Source organism: Streptomyces boncukensis, assembly GCF_011045075.1.
GTDB classification, from domain to species: Bacteria; Actinomycetota; Actinomycetes; order Streptomycetales; family Streptomycetaceae; genus Streptomyces; species Streptomyces boncukensis.
Genome location: NZ_JAAKZZ010000112.1, coordinates 1 through 17,144 on the forward strand (window position 1 = coordinate 1; position 17,144 = coordinate 17,144).

General features: G+C 72.5%; 17 protein-coding genes and 2 pseudogenes. 10 read left to right on the forward strand and 9 right to left on the reverse strand.

All coding sequences use genetic code 11. From position 1 onward, the window contains the following. From G5C65_RS13585 to G5C65_RS13605, 5 genes and pseudogenes are all read right to left on the reverse strand, one after another. Nucleotides 1-301 (reverse strand): annotated as a pseudogene (locus G5C65_RS13585) (hypothetical protein); the annotation flags it as partial. Nucleotides 302-508: 207 nt separating this feature from the next. After that, nucleotides 509-2,287, reverse strand: coding sequence for a glyoxylate carboligase (gene gcl, locus G5C65_RS13590; protein WP_206441753.1), 1,779 nt, complete (start codon nt 2,285-2,287; stop codon nt 509-511). A gap of 16 nt (nt 2,288-2,303) precedes the next feature. After that, the gene (locus tag G5C65_RS13595; protein WP_165299059.1) at nt 2,304-3,224 is read right to left on the reverse strand and encodes a 2-hydroxy-3-oxopropionate reductase; all 921 of its coding nucleotides are present in this window, start codon (nt 3,222-3,224) and stop codon (nt 2,304-2,306) included. Between the two features lie 60 nt (nt 3,225-3,284). Then, nucleotides 3,285-4,139, reverse strand: coding sequence for a TIM barrel protein (locus tag G5C65_RS13600; RefSeq protein ID WP_165299060.1), 855 nt, complete (start codon nt 4,137-4,139; stop codon nt 3,285-3,287). A gap of 143 nt (nt 4,140-4,282) precedes the next feature. Then, on the reverse strand, nt 4,283-5,116 hold the full coding sequence (locus G5C65_RS13605) for an SAM-dependent methyltransferase (RefSeq protein WP_420903309.1): 834 nt from the start codon (nt 5,114-5,116) through the stop codon (nt 4,283-4,285). A 164-nt stretch (nt 5,117-5,280) separates the two neighbouring features. Between G5C65_RS13605 and G5C65_RS13610 the strand changes: the two genes are divergently transcribed. The 8 genes from G5C65_RS13610 to G5C65_RS13645 all read left to right on the forward strand — a co-directional run bounded on the left by G5C65_RS13610 (nt 5,281) and on the right by G5C65_RS13645 (nt 12,093). Further along, nucleotides 5,281-6,171, forward strand: a complete 891-nt coding sequence (locus G5C65_RS13610; RefSeq protein WP_165299062.1) for a helix-turn-helix domain-containing protein — start codon at nt 5,281-5,283, stop codon at nt 6,169-6,171. A 290-nt stretch (nt 6,172-6,461) separates the two neighbouring features. Continuing rightward, a complete protein-coding gene (locus G5C65_RS13615; RefSeq protein ID WP_165299063.1) occupies nt 6,462-6,719 on the forward strand; it encodes a YkoF family thiamine-binding protein in 258 nt (85 codons plus the stop codon). Continuing rightward, nucleotides 6,716-7,096, forward strand: coding sequence for a helix-turn-helix domain-containing protein (locus tag G5C65_RS13620; protein WP_165299064.1), 381 nt, complete (start codon nt 6,716-6,718; stop codon nt 7,094-7,096). Before G5C65_RS13615 ends, G5C65_RS13620 begins: the two co-directional genes overlap by 4 nt. A 150-nt stretch (nt 7,097-7,246) precedes the next feature. Continuing rightward, nucleotides 7,247-7,762: a 2-oxo-4-hydroxy-4-carboxy-5-ureidoimidazoline decarboxylase gene (uraD, locus tag G5C65_RS13625; RefSeq protein WP_165299065.1), complete on the forward strand. Its 516-nt coding sequence runs from the start codon at nt 7,247-7,249 to the stop codon at nt 7,760-7,762. Beyond that, complete coding sequence (gene uraH, locus G5C65_RS13630; RefSeq protein ID WP_165299066.1) at nt 7,759-8,178, forward strand: hydroxyisourate hydrolase; 420 nt, start codon at nt 7,759-7,761, stop codon at nt 8,176-8,178. The genes uraD and uraH overlap by 4 nt, the downstream gene beginning before the upstream one ends. A 6-nt stretch (nt 8,179-8,184) precedes the next feature. Beyond that, nucleotides 8,185-9,132: a factor-independent urate hydroxylase gene (pucL, locus tag G5C65_RS13635; RefSeq protein ID WP_165299067.1), complete on the forward strand. Its 948-nt coding sequence runs from the start codon at nt 8,185-8,187 to the stop codon at nt 9,130-9,132. A gap of 19 nt (nt 9,133-9,151) precedes the next feature. Next, nucleotides 9,152-10,540: an 8-oxoguanine deaminase gene (locus G5C65_RS13640; RefSeq protein ID WP_165299068.1), complete on the forward strand. Its 1,389-nt coding sequence runs from the start codon at nt 9,152-9,154 to the stop codon at nt 10,538-10,540. Nucleotides 10,541-10,707: 167 nt separating this feature from the next. Next, on the forward strand, nt 10,708-12,093 hold the full coding sequence (locus G5C65_RS13645; RefSeq protein ID WP_165299069.1) for a solute carrier family 23 protein: 1,386 nt from the start codon (nt 10,708-10,710) through the stop codon (nt 12,091-12,093). A gap of 43 nt (nt 12,094-12,136) precedes the next feature. Here G5C65_RS13645 and G5C65_RS13650 read toward each other — a convergent pair whose 3' ends face one another. Beyond that, the gene (locus G5C65_RS13650) at nt 12,137-13,039 is read right to left on the reverse strand and encodes an NAD(P)-dependent oxidoreductase (protein ID WP_165299070.1); all 903 of its coding nucleotides are present in this window, start codon (nt 13,037-13,039) and stop codon (nt 12,137-12,139) included. 194 nt (nt 13,040-13,233) lie between these two features. Between G5C65_RS13650 and G5C65_RS13655 the strand changes: the two genes are divergently transcribed. Beyond that, nucleotides 13,234-13,620, forward strand: a complete 387-nt coding sequence (locus tag G5C65_RS13655) for a hypothetical protein (protein ID WP_165299071.1) — start codon at nt 13,234-13,236, stop codon at nt 13,618-13,620. A 358-nt stretch (nt 13,621-13,978) separates the two neighbouring features. Here the strand turns inward: G5C65_RS13655 and G5C65_RS39200 are convergent. Further along, nucleotides 13,979-14,917, reverse strand: a pseudogene (locus G5C65_RS39200) (protein kinase domain-containing protein); the annotation flags it as partial. Further along, nucleotides 14,905-15,702 carry an FHA domain-containing protein gene (locus G5C65_RS39205; RefSeq protein ID WP_241265770.1) on the reverse strand — a complete coding sequence of 266 codons (798 nt, stop codon included), beginning with the start codon at nt 15,700-15,702 and terminating at the stop codon, nt 14,905-14,907. The gene G5C65_RS39205 and the pseudogene G5C65_RS39200, both read right to left, overlap by 13 nt. A 271-nt stretch (nt 15,703-15,973) precedes the next feature. Here G5C65_RS39205 and G5C65_RS13665 point away from each other — a divergent pair, with 271 nt between their 5' ends. Continuing rightward, entirely contained in the window at nt 15,974-16,321 is a 348-nt protein-coding gene (locus tag G5C65_RS13665) for a winged helix-turn-helix transcriptional regulator (RefSeq protein WP_165299072.1), read from the forward strand. Between the two features lie 38 nt (nt 16,322-16,359). On the opposite strand, the gene G5C65_RS13670 is transcribed toward G5C65_RS13665, so the two are convergent. Then, the coding region (locus tag G5C65_RS13670; RefSeq protein WP_165299073.1) for an SGNH/GDSL hydrolase family protein at nt 16,360-17,144 on the reverse strand (785 nt) is incomplete at its 5' end.

Here is a 17,144-nt window from a genome sequence, read left to right on the forward strand (position 1 = left end):
GGCCGGGGGACCGGGCGGCGCCCGGCATGGAGCCGGGGCCCTGGCGGGCGACGGGGAGCCGCAGCACGGTGCCGCACTCGCAGCCCAGCTCCGGCTGCGGCCACTCGTCCACGCTGCCGCAGCCGTCGCACCGCAGCGCGACCCAGGAGCCCGCCCAGGTGCGGTGTCTGACCTGGACCGGCGGCATCGCGCGCAGCACGGGCGGGGTGACGGGCGCGCCGCACGGGCACGGATAGACCGGAGTGGTGTATGTGTGCTCGCGACGGCATACGGGGCAGCGCACGAGCACGCTCTCAGCCATCTCTTCGGCTCCAGCACAAGTGAGGGGGGCAACGCCGGTGCCCTCCATCGTCCCCGATGGGGTTGCCGATCAGAAGCCGAATGCCGAGACAGTGCCCCCGCGCGGGACGGCCACCCCTCAGTTCACGGACCGTCCAGCGCGGGGGAGCACCGGAGCGGACCTCCCAATCGGCCCCGGCGCGGCAGGGGGCGCCCCCGCACCGTGGCGCTAGGCGTGCGGGGTCACGGCGGTCGGAGCGTGCCACGGCTCGGTCGCGAGTTCCTCGAACTCGACTACGCTCCGCAGGTCGCTGCCGCTCATGGCGATGTTCGTGACCCGCTCCAGCACCGCCTCGACCACCACCGGCACCCGGTGGTCGGCCGCCAGCTTCCGCGCCTCCTCGAAGGCGGGCAGCAGCTCCTGAGGCCGCGTCACCCGCAGCGCCTTGCAGCCGAGCCCCTCGACCACCCGCACATGGTCCACGCCGTAGCCGCCGACCTCCGGGGCGTTGACGTTGTCGAAGGACAGCTGGACCTGGTAGTCCATGTCGAAGTTCCGCTGGGCCTGCCGGATGAGCCCCAGATAGGAGTTGTTCACCAGCACGTGCACATACGGGATCCGGAACTGCGCCCCGACCGCCAGCTCCTCCAGCATGAACTGGAAGTCGTAGTCCCCGGAGAGCGCCACGACATCGGCGTGCGGGGCGGCCGTCGCCACGCCCAGCGCGGCGGGCACCGTCCAGCCGAGCGGCCCGGCCTGCCCGCAGTTGATCCAGTGCCGCGGGCGGTAGACGTGCAGGAACTGCGCGCCCGCGATCTGCGAGAGGCCGATGGTGGAGACATAGACGGTCTCCGGTCCGAAGGCCCGGTTCATCTCCTCGTAGACGCGCTGCGGCTTCAGCGGCACGTCGTCGAAGTGGGTGCGGCGCCGCATCGTGGCCTTGCGCTGCCGCGCCGCGGCCGCCCAGGCGGTGCGGTCCGGCAGCCGCCCCGCGTCCCGCAGCTCGCGCGCTGCCTCGGTGAACAGGGCGAGCGCTGCCCGCGCGTCGGAGACGATCCCCAGGTCCGGCGCGAAGATCTTCCCGATCTGCGTCGGCTCGATGTCGACGTGGACGAAGGTCCGGCCCTCGGTGTACGCGGCGAGCTGCCCCGTGTGCCGGTTGGCCCAGCGGTTGCCGACGCCGAGTACGAAGTCCGACTCCAGGAACGTGGCGTTGCCGTACCGGTGCGAGGTCTGCAGACCGACCATGCCGGCGTTGAGCGGGTGGTCGTCCGGCACGGTGCCCCAGCCCATCAGGGTCGGGATCACGGGCACCCCGGTCAGCTCGGCGAACTCGACCAGCAGTGCGGAGGCTTCGGCGCCCACGACCCCGCCGCCGGCGACGATCAGCGGGCGCTCGGCGGCCTCCAGCATGGCCATCGCCCGGTCGATCTGCCGGCGGGTGGCGGCGGGCCGGTACACGGGCAGCGGCTCGTACGTCTCCGGGTCGAACTCGATCTCCGTCTGCTGCACGTCCAGCGGCAGGTCCACCAGGACGGGGCCGGGGCGCCCCGACCGCATCAGGTGGAACGCCTCCTGGAAGACGCCGGGCACCTGCGCCGCCTCCCGCACGGTGGTCGCCTTCTTGGTGACGGGCGCGGCGATGGCCGCGATGTCGACCGCCTGGAAGTCCTCCTTGTGCAGCACTGCGGTGGGGGCCTGGCCCGTGATGCACAGGATGGGGATCGAGTCGCCTGTCGCGGAGTAGAGCCCGGTGATCATATCGGTGCCCGCGGGGCCCGAGGTGCCGATGCACACGCCGATGTTGCCCTGCCGGGCGCGTGTGTACCCCTCGGCCATATGGGACGCGCCCTCGACATGCCGGGCGAGCGTGTGGTGCACCCCGCCCGCGGCGCGGAGCGCGGCGTAGAAGGGGTTGATCGCGGCGCCCGGCACGCCGAACGCGGCGTCCACGCCTTCGAGCTTGAGGATCTCGACTGCCGCGCGGGCAGCGGTCATACGGGGCATGCGGGCTCCTTCTTGGTCAGGCGTTCGACTGCGGCGGTTCGCCCGAGAGGCGCTGGACGCCGCGCACCAGCGCGGCGTGGTCGAGGCCGCCGTCGCCCTGGGCGCGCAGCGCGGCCACCAGCTGGGCCACCAGCGCGCCCGCCGGCACGGCCGCGCCGACCGCGCGGGCGGCGTCGGTGACGATGCCCAGGTCCTTGTGGTGCAGGTCGACCTTGAAGCCGGGCCGGAAGTCCCCGGCGAGGATGCTGTCCTTCTTGCGGGCGAGGACGGCGGATCCGGCGAGCCCGCCGCCGAGCACGTCGAGCGCGGCGGACAGCTCGACGCCGGACTTCCCGAGGAAGACCACCGCCTCCGCGAGGGCCTCGATGTTGACGGCGACGATGAGCTGGTTGGCGGCCTTGACGGTCTGGCCCGCGCCGTGCGGGCCGCACCGTACGACGGTGGTGCCGAGCGCCTCGAAGACCGGGCGGGCGGCGTCGAACGCCTCCTGGTCGCCGCCCACCATGATGGACAGCACGCCCTCGACGGCGCCCGCCTCGCCGCCGGAGACGGGGGCGTCCAGCACCTGGATGCCCTTGGCCCGCGCCGCCTCGGCGACCCGCACGGAGGTCTGCGGGGTGATGGTCGACATATCGATGAGCAGGACGCCGGGCTTCAGATGGTCCAGGACGCCGTCCGGGTGCAGGACGACCTCCTCCACCTCGGGCGAGGCGGGCACCATGGTGATGACGACGTCCGCGTCGCGCACCGCGGCGGCGATGCCGGGGGCGCTGCTGCTGGCGCCGTCCTCGGCGAACGCCTCGGCCTTGGCGTGGTCGCGGTTGCAGACGGTGACGTCGTATCCGGCCCGGACGAGGTTGCGGGCCATGGGGGCGCCCATGATGCCCAGGCCGATGAACGTGAGCCTGGTGTGTCCGGGGGCGTACGAGGAGGGCATGTGCGCTGCCTTTCGTCGGGGGTTCTCGGGTACGGGCACCCGCTGGGACCGGTCACGGCACTAGGACGCGCGCGCGTCCCGGGGGAGCCAGGTGAAGGGGTCGGCGCCCTCGGGGGACTTGTACTCCAGGCCGACCCAGCCGTCGTACCCCGCCTTGCCCACCCGCTCCAGCAGCGCGGGCAGGTCCAGGGAGCCGGTGCCGGGCGCGCCCCGCCCCGGGTTGTCGGCGATCTGGACGTGGCCCGTCCTGCCCGTGCAGGTGTCGATGACCCGCTCCAGATCCTCCCCGTTCATCGACAGGTGGTAGAGGTCCAGCAGAAAGCGCGCGTTGTCCAGGCGCGTCGTGGCGTTCACCCGCTCCACGACCTCCATCGCGCGCGGGGCGCTCACCAGCGGACAGCGGGGCGACTCGGGCGCGTTGAGCGCCTCGACGAGCAGCACCGCGCCCGCGCGGTCCGCCGCGCGGGCCGCCAGCGCGAGGTTCTCCAGCGCCAGCGCGTCCTGTTCCTCCTCCGGGACGCCGTCCACCCGGTTGCCGTACAGCGCGTTGAGCGCGCGGCAGCCGACGGAGCGGGCGAACTCGGCGGCGACCTCGACGTTCGCGCGGAACTTCGCCGACTCCTCGCCCGGGATCGACAGCGCGCCCCGGTCGGGTCCGGGCAGTTGGCCGGCGTAGAAGTTCAGGCCGGTGAGCCGGACCCCGGCGTCGTCCAGCGCGGTGCGCAGCGCGTCGAGCCGGGCCTGCTCGGGCGTGGGGTCGTCCGGCCACGGCCACCATAGCTCGATCGCGCGGAACCCGGCGGCGGCCGCCGCCGCGGGGCGCTCCAGGAGCGGTAGTTCGGTGAGGAGGATCGAGGCGTTGACGGTGTACCGCACGGTGGCCTGGCTCCCTTCCACTGTTCGCTGATCTTTCATTATGCGGAAAACATATTCTGCTTACTGAAAAAGATTGCTGCGCGGATCGCACCCCTGTCAAGGCCCCCGGGCGCGACAGGGCCCCGGGCGAACCGCCCGGGGCCCTGTCGCAAGCCGGATTCGCAAGCCGAAGGGGAGCGCGCTCAGCGCTTTATGGCGACCCCCGCCCACACGCTCACCAGCGCGTCGTCCATGTCGCCTGCGTCCGCGAGGTGCGTCACTCCGGAGGAGTCCGGGTCGGGGTGCCACCGGTGCGGTACCTCGATGCCCGGCTCGATCAGCTCCAGTCCGGCGAAGAACCGGCTGATCTCCTCCCGGCCGCGCACCTGCGCGCTGCCGCCGTCCGCCTTGTAGACCTCGATGGCACGCTCCCACTCCTCAGGCGCGAAGTCCGGCGTGCACTGGGAGAACACCAGGTACGAGCCCGGCGCGAGCGCCGCGACCAGGCGCTCCACGATGCCGTACGCGTCCTCCTCGTCGGTGATGTAGTGCATCAGGCCCACCAGGCACAGCGCCGTGGGCTGCGCGAGGTCGATGGTGTCGCGCAGCCGGGGCGAGGCGAGGATGGACTCCGGATCGGTGATGTCGGCCTCCACATAGGCCGTGCGCCCCTCCGGGCTGCCGGTGAGCAGGGCGCGGGCGTGGGCGAGGACGATGGGGTCGTTGTCGACGTAGACCACCCGGGTGTCCGGTGCCACGCCCTGCGCCACCTCGTGCAGATTGGGCGGGGTGGGGATGCCGGTGCCGATGTCCAGGAACTGCCGTACGCCGCGCTCGGTGAGCAGCCGCGCGGCACGGTGCATGAAGGCGCGGTTGGTGCGCGCGGCGTGCCGGAAGCCGGGGAAGGCTTCGAGCAGCTTCTCGGCCACCTCCCGGTCCGGCGGGAAGTTGGTCTTGCCGCCGAGGAAGTAGTCGTAGATCCGCGCGCTGTGGTGGCGGTCGAGACCGAGGTCCCGCTCTTCGGCGCTCTCGTCCATCGTGGCCATCGCCGTACCCCTTCGTCTTGTATGACACGTTCTCACCCCGCCTGGAAGGGAGGCGAGTTGAGCGTGCGTATTCTTTCGGATTCGCTGAGTATTCGTAGCGCGCCGGGACCCCGGTGTCGGATAATGGACCATCCAGCCAGCCCCGGGAGCCCGTGATGCCCGCTCTGCCGCAGCCGATCGGTGAGCCGACCCCGCAGCAAGCCGGACCGACGGCGCTGCGCATCGTGCTCGGTGCGAAGCTGCGCCGACTGCGCCAGGAGCGGGAGATCACCCGCGAGGACGCGGGCCGGGCCATCCGCGGCTCGCATGCGAAGATCACCCGGCTGGAGCGGGGCCAGGTCGGCTCCAAGCAGCGGGACCTGGCCGATCTGCTCACGCTGTACGGCGTGCTGGACGCCGAGGAGCGCGCGGGGTATTTCTCGCTCGCCGAGCAGGCCAACTCGCCGGGCTGGTGGCACCAGTACTCGGACGTGCTGGAGGACTGGTTCGAGCTGCACCTCGGCCTGGAGGACGCGGCGTCGATGATCCGCTCGTACGAGGTGCAGTTCCTCCCCGGCCTGCTGCAGACCGAGGCGTACGCGTACGCCATCAGCCGGCTGGGCTACCCGGGCAGCTCGCCGCGCCGGCTCGGCCGGCTGGTGCGGCTGCGGATGGACCGGCAGCAGCTGCTCACCCGGCCGGACGCGCCGATGCTGTGGGCGGTGGTGGACGAGGCGGCGGTGCGCCGCCCGTTCGGCGGGAGCGAGGTGCTGCGCGGCCAGGTGGAGCATCTGCTGAGGGTGGCGCGGCAGCCGAATGTCACGCTCCAGGTGGCGCCGTTCAGCGTGACCGCCGCAGCGGCCGGCTCGTCGGTCACGATCCTGCGGTTCGCGGACCCGGACCTGCCGGACAAGGTGTATCTGGAGCATCTGACCAGTGCCGTCTATCTGGACAAGCGGACCGACGTCGACCAGTACACCCTGATCATGGACCGGCTGTGCGCGGAGGCGTATCAGCCGGAGGAGACGCTGGACTTTCTGCGGGACGTGCTCGGCGAGCTCGGCTGATCCCCGTGCCCGGCCACGGCCCAGTGCCGTGACCGGCGGATCTTGCTGGGCAGGGGCTGCCCCTGCCGGTGCGTTGCAGTCCGCGGCTGGGTTGTGGCCGGTCGCGCAGTTCCCCGCGCCCCTGCGGGGCGCGCCCTGGCGCCCCGCAGGGGCGCTTCAGGGGCGCGGGGAACTGCGCGAGCAACCACAACCCGGCCGCAGACCGCAGGACACGGGCAGGGGCTGCCCCGACCCGGCTGCCCCGACAGAGGGCAACCATGCTCCGCCGGACACGGCACTAGTGTGAGGCCATGCAGCGATTGCGAGTGGAGTTCACGACCGAGCCGTTCGATCTGGACGAGCCTCCGGCGCATGCGCTGGTGTCCCGGGAGGTCGTCGAGGGCGCCGGGCTGGACGCGGTGGACGTCGGCCCGTTCGGCAACACGGCGGAGGGCGGTGCCGAGCAGGTGCTCGGCACCGTGCAGCGGCTGCTCCGCGAGTCGCTGGACGCCGGGGCGACCCGGGTCTCGATCCAGGTCAACGTGGTCGGTCAGGACGCCGGCCGATGAGCGCAGCGACCCCGGACCACCCGTTCGTCGCCGCGGTCAAGCCGCTGGTGGACGCCATGGGCGGCGAACTGGTCGTGCCGGACCGGGCGGAAGGCGACGATGTGGTGCTCGCCTGGGAGGGCGAGGACGTGGTCGCGGTGCGGCTGCCGCACCTGTCCGACTCCCTCGATCACATCCTGGCCGAGCTGGAGCGGCGGCACGGCATGCCGCTGGCGGAACTGGACCGCAGGACCAAGCAGTCGGTGGTGCGGGTCCTGGAGGCGCGGGGCGCGTTCTCCGTGCGGCACGGCGTGGAGACGGTGGCCGCCGCGCTGGGCGTGAGCCGCTTCACCGTCTACAACTACCTCAACCGGGAGAACGCCGCGAAGGGCGGCTGAACCGGAAGGGGACCGGGACCGCCATCCTTCCGGATGGCGGTTTTCATCTTCCGGGATGGTGAAAAGAGTTCAACAAAGTGTTGACGGGATGTGCCCCGGGGTCTTTAGCTGTTCCCCAGCCCGCACAGCACCGGCCACGGAGGTCCCGGGATGTCGCGCCAGCCGCCAGGTCTGATCTGGTTCAACACCGCGGAGGAGGGCGCGGCGCGCGCCGCGCTCCACGAGATGTGCGCCGCCCGGACCTGGGGGAGCGCGCTGCTCGCCCACCGCCCCTACGGCACCGCCGAGGCCCTGCTGCACACGAGTGACGAGGCCACGGCCGCGCTCACCGACGAGGGGCTGGACCAGGCCATGGCGGGGCACCCGCCGATCGGCCGCCCGAAGCCCGGCGATCCGGTCTCCGGCCGCGAACAGCGCGGCATGGCGGGGGCGCCCGAGGCGCTCCGGGCGGAGATGCTGGAGCTGAACCTGGCCTACCAGGACAAGTTCGGTCATGTGTTCCTGATCTGCGCCACCGGGCTCACCGGCGGGCAGCTGCGGGACGCCGTCCGCGACAGGATCGACAACTCCCCGCAACGGGAGCGGGAGATCGTGCGGCAGGAGCTGATGAAGATCAATCGTATCCGGCTGTCCCGTCTCGCGGAGGAAGGAGCACCCACGGCATGAGCGGCAGCGACGGCACCGGGAGCAGCGACGGCACCGGGGGCGCGGCGTCCGTGTCCACGCACATCCTCGACACCAGCACCGGCCGCCCGGCCGCCGGCGTCACGGTGCACCTGGCCGTGCGCCGGGGCGGGGACTGGCCCCGGCACGCCACCTCCACGACCGACTCCGACGGGCGCTGCACGGACTTTCCGGCGCTGCCGGAGGGCACCACCCAGGTACGGCTCCGCTTCGAGACGGAGCCGTACCTCACCGCGCAAGGCAGACAAGCCGAGGCACAGCAGGACGCCCCCGCGCTACGGGACAGCGGCGCCTTCTTCCCGGAGGTGACGGTCGCCTTCGCCGTCCGCGCCGGGGAGCACTACCACGTGCCGCTGCTGCTCAACCCGTTCGGCTACTCCGTGTACCGAGGGAGCTGACACCACATGCCCACGATTCTCGGCCAGAACCAGTACGGCAAGGCGGAGAACCGCCTCGTCAAGGTCGTGCGGGACGGCGACACCCACCACATCAAGGACCTCAGCGTCTCCGTCGCCCTCAGCGGCGACCTGGACGAGGTCCACTACTCGGGCTCCAACGCCCATGTGCTGCCGACCGACACCGCCAAGAACACCGTGTACGCCTTCGCCAAGGAGCACGGCATCGCGTCCGCCGAGGCGTTCGGGCTGCTGCTCGCCCGGCACTTCGTCGAGAGCACCGAGCCGATCCAGCGCGCCCGCATCCGGGTCGAGGAGTACGCCTGGGAGCGGATAGCCCCCGGCGCCGGCGAGCACGCGCACTCCTTCGTGCGCACGGGCCGGGAGACCCGGCTGGCGCAGATCACCTACGACGGGGAGGGCTTCGAGGTCCTCAGCGGTCTGAAGGACCTGACCGTCATGAACACCACGGCCTCGGAGTTCTGGGGCTACATCAAGGACCGGTACACGACGCTGCGGGAGGACTACGACCGCATCCTGGCCACGTCGGTCACCTCCTGGTGGCGGCACTCCTGGGACGGCGGCGCGGCCCAGCCGGAGACAGAGCCGGAGACAGGGCGGGAGACAGAGCCGGAGCCGGACTGGGACGCCTGCTACGCCCGGACCCGGGAGCACCTGCTGCGCGCGTTCGCCGACACCTACTCCCTCTCCCTCCAGCAGACCCTCTACCAGATGGGCTCCCGGGTCCTGGAGTCCCGCGCCGAGCTGGACGAGATCCGCTTCTCGATGCCGAACAAGCACCACTTCCAGCAGGACCTGTCCTTCTGCGGGATCGAGAATCAGGCCAAGGACGGCGCCGTCTACCACGCGGCGGACCGCCCCTACGGCCTGATCGAGGCGACGGTCCTGCGGGACGGGGCACGGGCCCGCATCCCGGTGGACCTGACCAACCTGTAGCCCGAGCGAGGACCCCACCATGGCACAGCATTCCGACGCCGCGCCCCGCACGGTCATCGAGCGCTGCTCCGTCGCGACCGTCGACGGGCAGGGCACCGAGTACGCCGACGGCCATCTGGTCGTGCGGGGCGACCGCATCGAGTCCGTCGGCCCCGGCAGGGCGCCGGCGGACCTGGAGCACGTCACCCGCCGCGTCGACGGCACCGGGCACCTGCTCACCCCCGGCCTCGTCAACACCCACCACCACTTCTACCAGTGGCTCACCCGGGGCCTCGCCCAGGACGCCAACCTGTTCGACTGGCTCGTCGCCCTCTACCCCACATGGGCCCGCATCGACGAGGAGATGGTGTACGCCGCCGCGCGCGGCTCCCTCGCCATGATGGCCCGCGGCGGGGTGACCTGCGCGATGGACCACCACTACGTCTTCCCGCGCGGCAGCGGCGACCTGCTGGGCGCCGGGATCCGCGCTGCCCGCGAGCTGGGCGTGCGGTTCACCGCCGCGCGCGGCTCCATGGACCGGGGCGCCTCGGACGGCGGGCTGCCGCCGGACTTCGCCGTCGAGTCCACCGAGGCGGCACTGCGGGCCACCGAGGAGGCCGTGGACACCCACCACGATCCCTCGTCCGGCTCGATGCTGCACGTTGCCGTCGCGCCCTGCTCCCCGTTCTCCGTCTCCACCGAACTGCTGCGCGAGGCGGCGGTGCTGGCCCGGCGCAAGGGCGTACGGCTGCACACGCACGGCTCGGAGACGGCGGAGGAGGAGAAGTTCTGCCACGAGCTGTTCGGCATGGGCCCGACCGACTACTTCGAGTCCACCGGGTGGCTCGGCGAGGACGTGTGGATGGCGCACTGCGTCCATATGACGGACGCCGACATCGCGGCGTTCGCCCGGACCCGCACCGGCGCCGCGCACTGCCCCTCCTCCAACGCGCGGCTGGCCGCCGGGGTCGCCCGGGTGCCGGACATGCTGGCCGCCGGGATCCCGGTCGGGCTCGGCGTGGACGGCACCGCGTCCAACGAGTCGGGGGAGCTGCACACCGAGCTGCGCAACGCGCTGCTGATCAACCGCCTCGGCCCCCACCGGGAGCGGGCGCTGACCGTACGCCAGGCGCTGCGCCTGGGCACCCACGGCGGCGCCCAGGTGCTCGGCCGCGCCGCCGAGACCGGCTCGCTGGAGCCGGACAAACTCGCCGACGCGGTGCTGTGGAAGCTGGACGGCCTCGGCCACTCCTCGATCGCCGACCCGGTCGCCGCGCTCGTGCTGGGCGCCCCGGCCCCGGTCACCCTCTCCCTCGTCGGCGGCAGGCCCGTGGTGGAGGGCGGCCGGCTGGTCACCGTCGACGAGGACGGGATCGCACGGGACGCGCGGACGCAGGCTGACCGGCTGGCCCGGATCGCCGGGAGCTGACCCGGGCACGGCGCCGCCGCATCGGACCACCGGCCGGGAGGGACGGCTCCCGGCCGGTTCACCCTCCTGCCCTCGCAGGGGCACCAGCAGCACCATGCGCACCACGGCACCACCTCCCGGACAGCGCGTGCCCGCCCTGGGGCACCGGACATCGACAGGAGGCCGCAGTGGCGGACTCGTTCCCGCAGCCGCAGTCCAAGCACCCCGTCGACCAGGGGCTGCCGCCCCTGAAGCTGTTCACCACGGGGCTCCAGCACGTCGCCGCGATGTACGCGGGCGTCGTCGCGCCGCCCCTCGTGATCGGGGCGGCGGTCGGCCTCTCCGTCACCGAACTGACGTTCCTCACCGGCGCCAGCCTCTTCATGGCGGGCATCGCCACGCTGCTCCAGACGCTGGGCGTCTGGAAGATCGGCGCCCGGCTGCCGTTCGTCAACGGCGTCACCTTCGCCACGGTCGCGCCCATGCTCGCCATCAACAAGGCGCAGGGCCCCGAGGACGCCCTCCCCGTCATCTTCGGCGCGACGATGGTCGCGGCGGCGCTCGGCTTCGTCCTCGCGCCGTTCTTCAGCAAGCTGGTCCGCTTCTTCCCGCCCGTCGTCACCGGCACCGTCATCACCCTGATCGGGCTCTCGCTGATGCCCGTGGCCTTCAACTGGGCGCAGGGCGGCGACGCGAACGCCCCGGACCACGGCGCCGGCGCCAACATCGGCACGGCGGGCCTCACCCTGCTGATCGTCCTGCTGCTGCGCCGGTTCACCAGGGGCTTCGTCAAGCAGATCGCGGTGCTGCTGGGGCTGCTGGCGGGCACGCTGATCGCGATCCCCGTCGGCATCGCGGACTTCACGGCCCTGCGGGAGGCCGACCCGGTCGGCTTCCCCACCCCCTTCCACTTCGGCGCCCCGCAGTTCGCGCTCGCCGCCATCGTGTCCATGTGCGTGGTGATGCTGGTGTCGATGACGGAGTCCACCGCGGACATGCTGGCACTCGGCGAGATCGTCGAGCGGCCGGCGGACGAGCGGACCATCGCGGCGGGCCTGCGCGCCGACACCGCGGGGTCGTTCGTCAGCCCCTTCTTCAACGGCTTCGTGTGCAGCGCCTTCGCCCAGAACATCGGGCTCGTCGCGATGACGCGGATCCGCAGCCGGTTCGTCGTCGCGGCGGGCGGCGGGATCCTCGTCGTGATGGGCCTGTGCCCGGTGGCGGCGGCCCTGGTCGCCTGCGTGCCGCAGCCGGTGCTGGGCGGCGCGGGCGTCGTCCTGTTCGGCTCGGTCGCCGCGAGCGGCATCCAGACCCTCCAGAAGGCGGGCCTCGACCAGGACAGCAACGTCCTGATCGTCGGGGTCTCGCTGGCGGTCGGCACCGTACCGATCGCGGCGCCGGACTTCTACCACGCGTTCCCGGAGAGCGCGAAGATCATCCTGGACTCCGGCATCTCGACGGGCTGCGTGACAGCGGTGGCCCTCAACCTCGTCTTCCACCATCTGGGCAGATCACCCGGTGATCCGGGGCGCCCCCCGGCCCAGGCGGACCCGCAGTCGGCGGAGGCCGGATAGGGGCGGCCCCGTGCGGGGCGCGGTCGGCGCTGTCGACGCACCGTCACCGGCGCAGGAGGTCGACGGTGCCCGCGGTGCCCTCGTCGGGATGCCCCGCGTCCAGGCGCTCCCGCATCAGGTCGGTGTACGGCGTCAACAGCTCCGTACTCACGCCCTGCTCCCGCGCCGTCCGCAGCAGCGTCTCGTTGCCCTGCACCATCATCGCGAGGTTGGAGACGACGCCCTGGGTGAAGTCGCCGCTCTCCAACTGGGCGGCCATCTCGCCGGTGCTCGCGCTCATCGCGCCGAGCCAGTCGGCCAGCAGCCGCCCGAACTCCCCGAGTGAAATGCCCTCTTCGCCCTCTTTGCCCGCTTCGCCGCGCACCAGGGAGAACGCGTGTGTGATCCCGGCGAACATCCCCGTCATCGCGCTCAGCAGCGCCACGTCCAGCAGGGCCGCGTGCCCCGCGTCCTCGCCCGCGTACACCGCGCCCGCCGGCACCGACAGCGTCGCACGGTGCTCCTCGTACAGCGCGCCGGAACCGCTGTAGAAGACGTAGCCGCCCGACTCCGGGACGCCGATCATCGGCGGGACGGCCATGATCCCGCCGTCCAGGAAGCGGGCGCCCCGCCGCTCGGCCCAGCCGCGCCGGGCCCGGCCCTCACCGGGGGTGCCGGTGGTCAGGTTCACCAGGTCCTTCCCCGCCAGCTCGGCGTCCTTCAGCGCGTCCTCGACGGACGCGTCGTCCAGCAGGCAGGCGATCACGAGCGGGGAGGCCGCCACCGCCTCGGCGGGGGTCGCGGCGACGCGCGCCCCGTACGCCTGCAGCGGTTCCGCCTTGGACGGGGTGCGGTTCCACACGGTCAGCGGGTGGCCGGCGGCCAGCCAGGTGCGGGCGAGGGCCGCGCCCATGTCGCCGAGGCCGAGCAGGGTGACGGGGGTCTTGTGTGCAGTGTCCGTATCCATGCCCTCCAGGCTGCTGGCCGCCCGGTTCATGATCAAGTACGCACAAAACAGTGGGTGGTTACCTCCAGGACACCAGGGGCGGTGTTGCGAACCTGACAGTTGCGAGGTTACGGGCCCGGCGGTTTCCGCGGATGCTGGCAGCGCATCGAACGGGGGGCGGTTCGGCCGCCCGGACTGCGCGACTAGGAGAGTTCATGAAGAAGGCACGCATGGCGATCGTCGGTGTCGCGACCGTGAGCGCCACCGCTCTGGCGGGGCCCGCTGCGGCTGTCGCCGACTCCGCTTCCAGCCACGTCGCCGCGCCCAAGCGCATCGCCTGCAGCAAGGTCTACAAGCTGAAGCTGTCCAACGGCAACGGCTACATGAAGTACCGGAAGTGCAAGGTGCTCGGCAAGAAGCGCTACCGGATGCACGGCTTCGTGCGGGACACCCGGGTCAACGGCAAGCCCGTGTACGGCAAGGCCATCTTCAAGCGGCTCGGTGGGGGCTACCACACCCACACGTACAAGACGTACGGCTACAAGAAGTTCAACACCGGCTGGCACAACGCCAGGTGGGTCAAGGGCGCCCTCAGGGGCTGACGGCCCCAGGAACGAAGGGCCCCGCCCGGCCGACCGGGCGGGGCCCTTGGACGTGCTGCTCCGCCAGGGGCGCGGGGAACTGCGCGCCGCGCAACCGCAGAGCACCCGCACCCTGCGACGAACAGCGAGGGGCAGCCCCTACCCGGCGAGATCCGCAGGGCAAGTCCTAGCGCATCCGCCTCCGCCGCCGCACGGCGGCGAGCAGCGCCGCGGCCAGCGCCGACCCGGCCGCAGCGGACGCCGCCACCCGCCAGCCGAGACCGGAGCCGGAGCCGGAGCCGGTCCCGGCCGCTCCGGACGCACCGGGGCCGCCAGGGCCCCCGGGCCGGACCGGTGGCGGCGGCGCGGGCCGGGCGTCCCGGGGCTCCCGGGACACCCCGGGCAGCCGAGGCGCATCGCGCGGCACCCGCCGCCGGCTCTCGGCGCGGGCCACCCGGAGCAGCAGGCTCTCCGCGTCGTGCGCCGTGCGCAGCTCGTGCGAGGGGGCGAGGCAGTCGGCGACGATCCCCCGCCAGGCAGCGGGGAGTTCGGGCGAGAGCCGCAGCGGCGCGTCGCCGCGCGCGTAGCGGGCGGCGGCCTCCAGCGCGTCCGACGGCGTCGCGCCGGGCAGCGGCGTGGTGCCGGTGAGGCACAGGTGCGCCAGCATGCCGAAGGCCCAGATGTCCGCGGTGCTGCGGATCCGGTGCCCGCGCGGGGTGGCCTCCGCCCACAGCAGCTCGGGCGGGGTGAACCGCGCCGTGCGGAAGGCGGGTACGTAGCCGTGGGTGCCGTCCAGCTCGGCCGTGAGGTTGAAGTCGGCGAGGCGGACGCTGCCGTCGGCCATCAGCAGGACGTTGCCCGGCTTGAGATCGGCGTGCACCCACCCGGCCTGGTGCAGCTGGGCCAGCCCCTCGCAGATCTGGGTGAGCAGCGCCGGGGGCGCCGGGTGCGCGCGGCGCAGCAGGACGTCCAGGGAGCGCTCGGCGCGCTCCAGGACCAGCACGGTGGCGCCGTCCAGCTCCGGGCTGGAGGGGTCGTCCACGGTCAGCGTCTCGTACATTCTGATCAGCCGCGGCCGGCGCACCCTGCTGAGCACCTGGACCTCGCGCTCGACGAGCTCTCGCAGATGGCGCAGCTGCCGTGGCGTGCTGGTGCCGGTGGGGACGAACTTGAGCGCGGCGGAGGCGGGCAGCCACGGGGCGTGCGCCACCCGGCGCCCCGCGTAGACGCCGGCGAAGGCTCCCGTGGCGATCCGCGGCCCGACCTCCCACGCCCCGACCCGGTATCCGGTGGGTACGCAGAGGGTCACCGGCGGCACTCCCCGCCGCTGAGCAGGGTGAGGTCGTCCTCGTGTACGAGGTCGAAGCGGAGTGCGAGCAGCGCCAGCGTCTCCTTCTTGCCGTTGTGCCGGCCTCTGGTGTCGTGCTCGGCCGGGGCCGAGCTGAGGCGCAGCTTCAGCGCCAGATAGTCGATGTTCCACTGCAGCGCCGTGCGGTTGACGGTGGGCCACACCGGGCGCAGCCGGGCGAGCAGCTGCTGGGTGGTGGGCAGCGCCGCGTACGGCTGGCCGCGCAGCCGCGGCTCGCACAGCGCCGCGAGCGCCAGGAAGTACCGTTTGGAGCGGTCGAGCGGGAAGGCCGGTGCGGTGGTGTGCTGCTCGGCCGCGTCCTGCTCCGCCGTGCCCTGCTCGGCGTCGCCGCCGTCCGGGTTCGTGTCCGGGTCCGTGTGGTAGTTGTGCCGCGGCGCCCAGACGTCGAAGGCGAGCAGCTCGTCCGCCGCGGGGAGCACCACCCGGGCGAACTCGAAGGGCACCGGCGCCTCGGCCCGGCCCGGTGCGACTTTGATGTGCTCGCCCGCGCCCTCCGGGTTCTCGACGACATACGTCTGGTGACGGCTCAGATTGCTGAGAGTCCAGTAGTCCCCCTTGGCGATGATGACTCCCGCCCGGCGGGAGACGCCGTCGTGCGGGATGCTGAACCAGCGCCGGGCGGGAGCGGGCTCGTTGCGGAGCGCGGCGGCCCGCTGCCGCCGTCCGAATCCGAGGTGCTCGCCGGGCGCCAGGCGAATCTGCTGATCCCGCTGAACCACGATGATGCTGTACATGGTGCTCAGTTCCCCCCGATGCACACATTCCTCAGCTGGATGCGACGCGGGTACGGGCGGTGCCGCGGCGTGAAGCCGGGTCTGTGCTGCGGATTCGGCGGCCCGCGCGGTACACGGTCAACGGTCCTTCGTCTCGCGTTCCCCCAGGCTAGGGGGGCGGCGGAAAGGTGTGCCACGGGTTCGGCGTGCTCGGAACAACCTGCGGCGCCGCTGCTGCCGGAGCAAGACATTCCGGTGCAGTCCAGGCGGGCGCGCTCTCTAGGATGGGGGCATGTCCAGGCGAGATGAGTATGTGTGCGGGATCGACGCGGCGATCGACGTGGTCGGCGGCAAGTGGAAGGTGCTGATCCTGTGGGCCCTGGACGACGCGGGCACCCTCCGCTTCGGCCAGCTCAAGCGGGCCCTCCCGGGTGTCACCGAGAAGGTCCTCACGGCGCACCTGCGGGAGCTGGAGGAGGACGGCATCGTACGGCGCGCCGCGTACGCGGAGACGGTGCCCCGGGTCGAGTACTCGCTGACCCCGCTCGGGGTCTCCCTCAACGAGGCGCTGGCCCCGCTGGGGTCCTGGGGGCGGCGGCACCTCCTCCCCCAGGACCATCACGACCAGCGGCCCGCCTGAGCCGGGCGGCGCGGGCGGGGCCGCGGCGGGGGAGGGGCTCAGCCCAGGCCCAGCGCCTCCTTCGCCTGCTCGGCCATCTTCGCCTCGCCGAGCGCGTTCGGGTGGACGGGGACGAAGTTGGTGCCGAACAGGACGGGCTCGATCCAGCGGGTGCCCGCCGGACGGCAGGCGTCATGGCCCTCGGAGGCCCGGGACAGGTCGACGTAGGTGGTGCCCGTCTCCTTCGCCGCGCGCTCGATCGCGCCGTTCAGATGCGCCTGGAGCTTGCGCAGGTAGGGGACGTCGCCCTCGGCGACCGGCATCTTCGCGAAGCAGGAGCGGTCCGCTTCGGCGGGCACGATCCACGGGTACCCGAGGATGCCGACCCGAGCGTCGGGGGCCTTGTTCTTGACGGCTCTGAGGGACTCCTTGAGCGCGGGGTACGTCTTGGCGTCGATGTCCTTGGTGAACTTGTCGCCGTACAGCTTCTCGCACGGGTTGCCGTTGCCGCCGGTGGCCACTCCGGCGGTGCCGCAGGCGACGATGGCGCCGATGAAGGTGTTGTTGTCGTTGCCGCCGATGGTGAGGGTGACCAGGTCGGTGTCCCGGGAGAGGGCGTCCAGCTGCGGGGCCACGCCCGGGTACTGGGAGCTGGTGAAGTGCTTGGTCTGGGCGGCGCCGCAGGTGACGTCCTTGAGCTGGGCACCGGTCTGCCGGGCGAGCAGGTGGGGGTAGTTGAGGGACGAGCGCAGGCAGAGCAGCGGCGCCCCGGCGTCGAGGGGGAGCACGCCGGACCCGGCGCTGTAGCTGTCGCCGAGGGCGACGTAGTCGAGGGTGTCCGCGC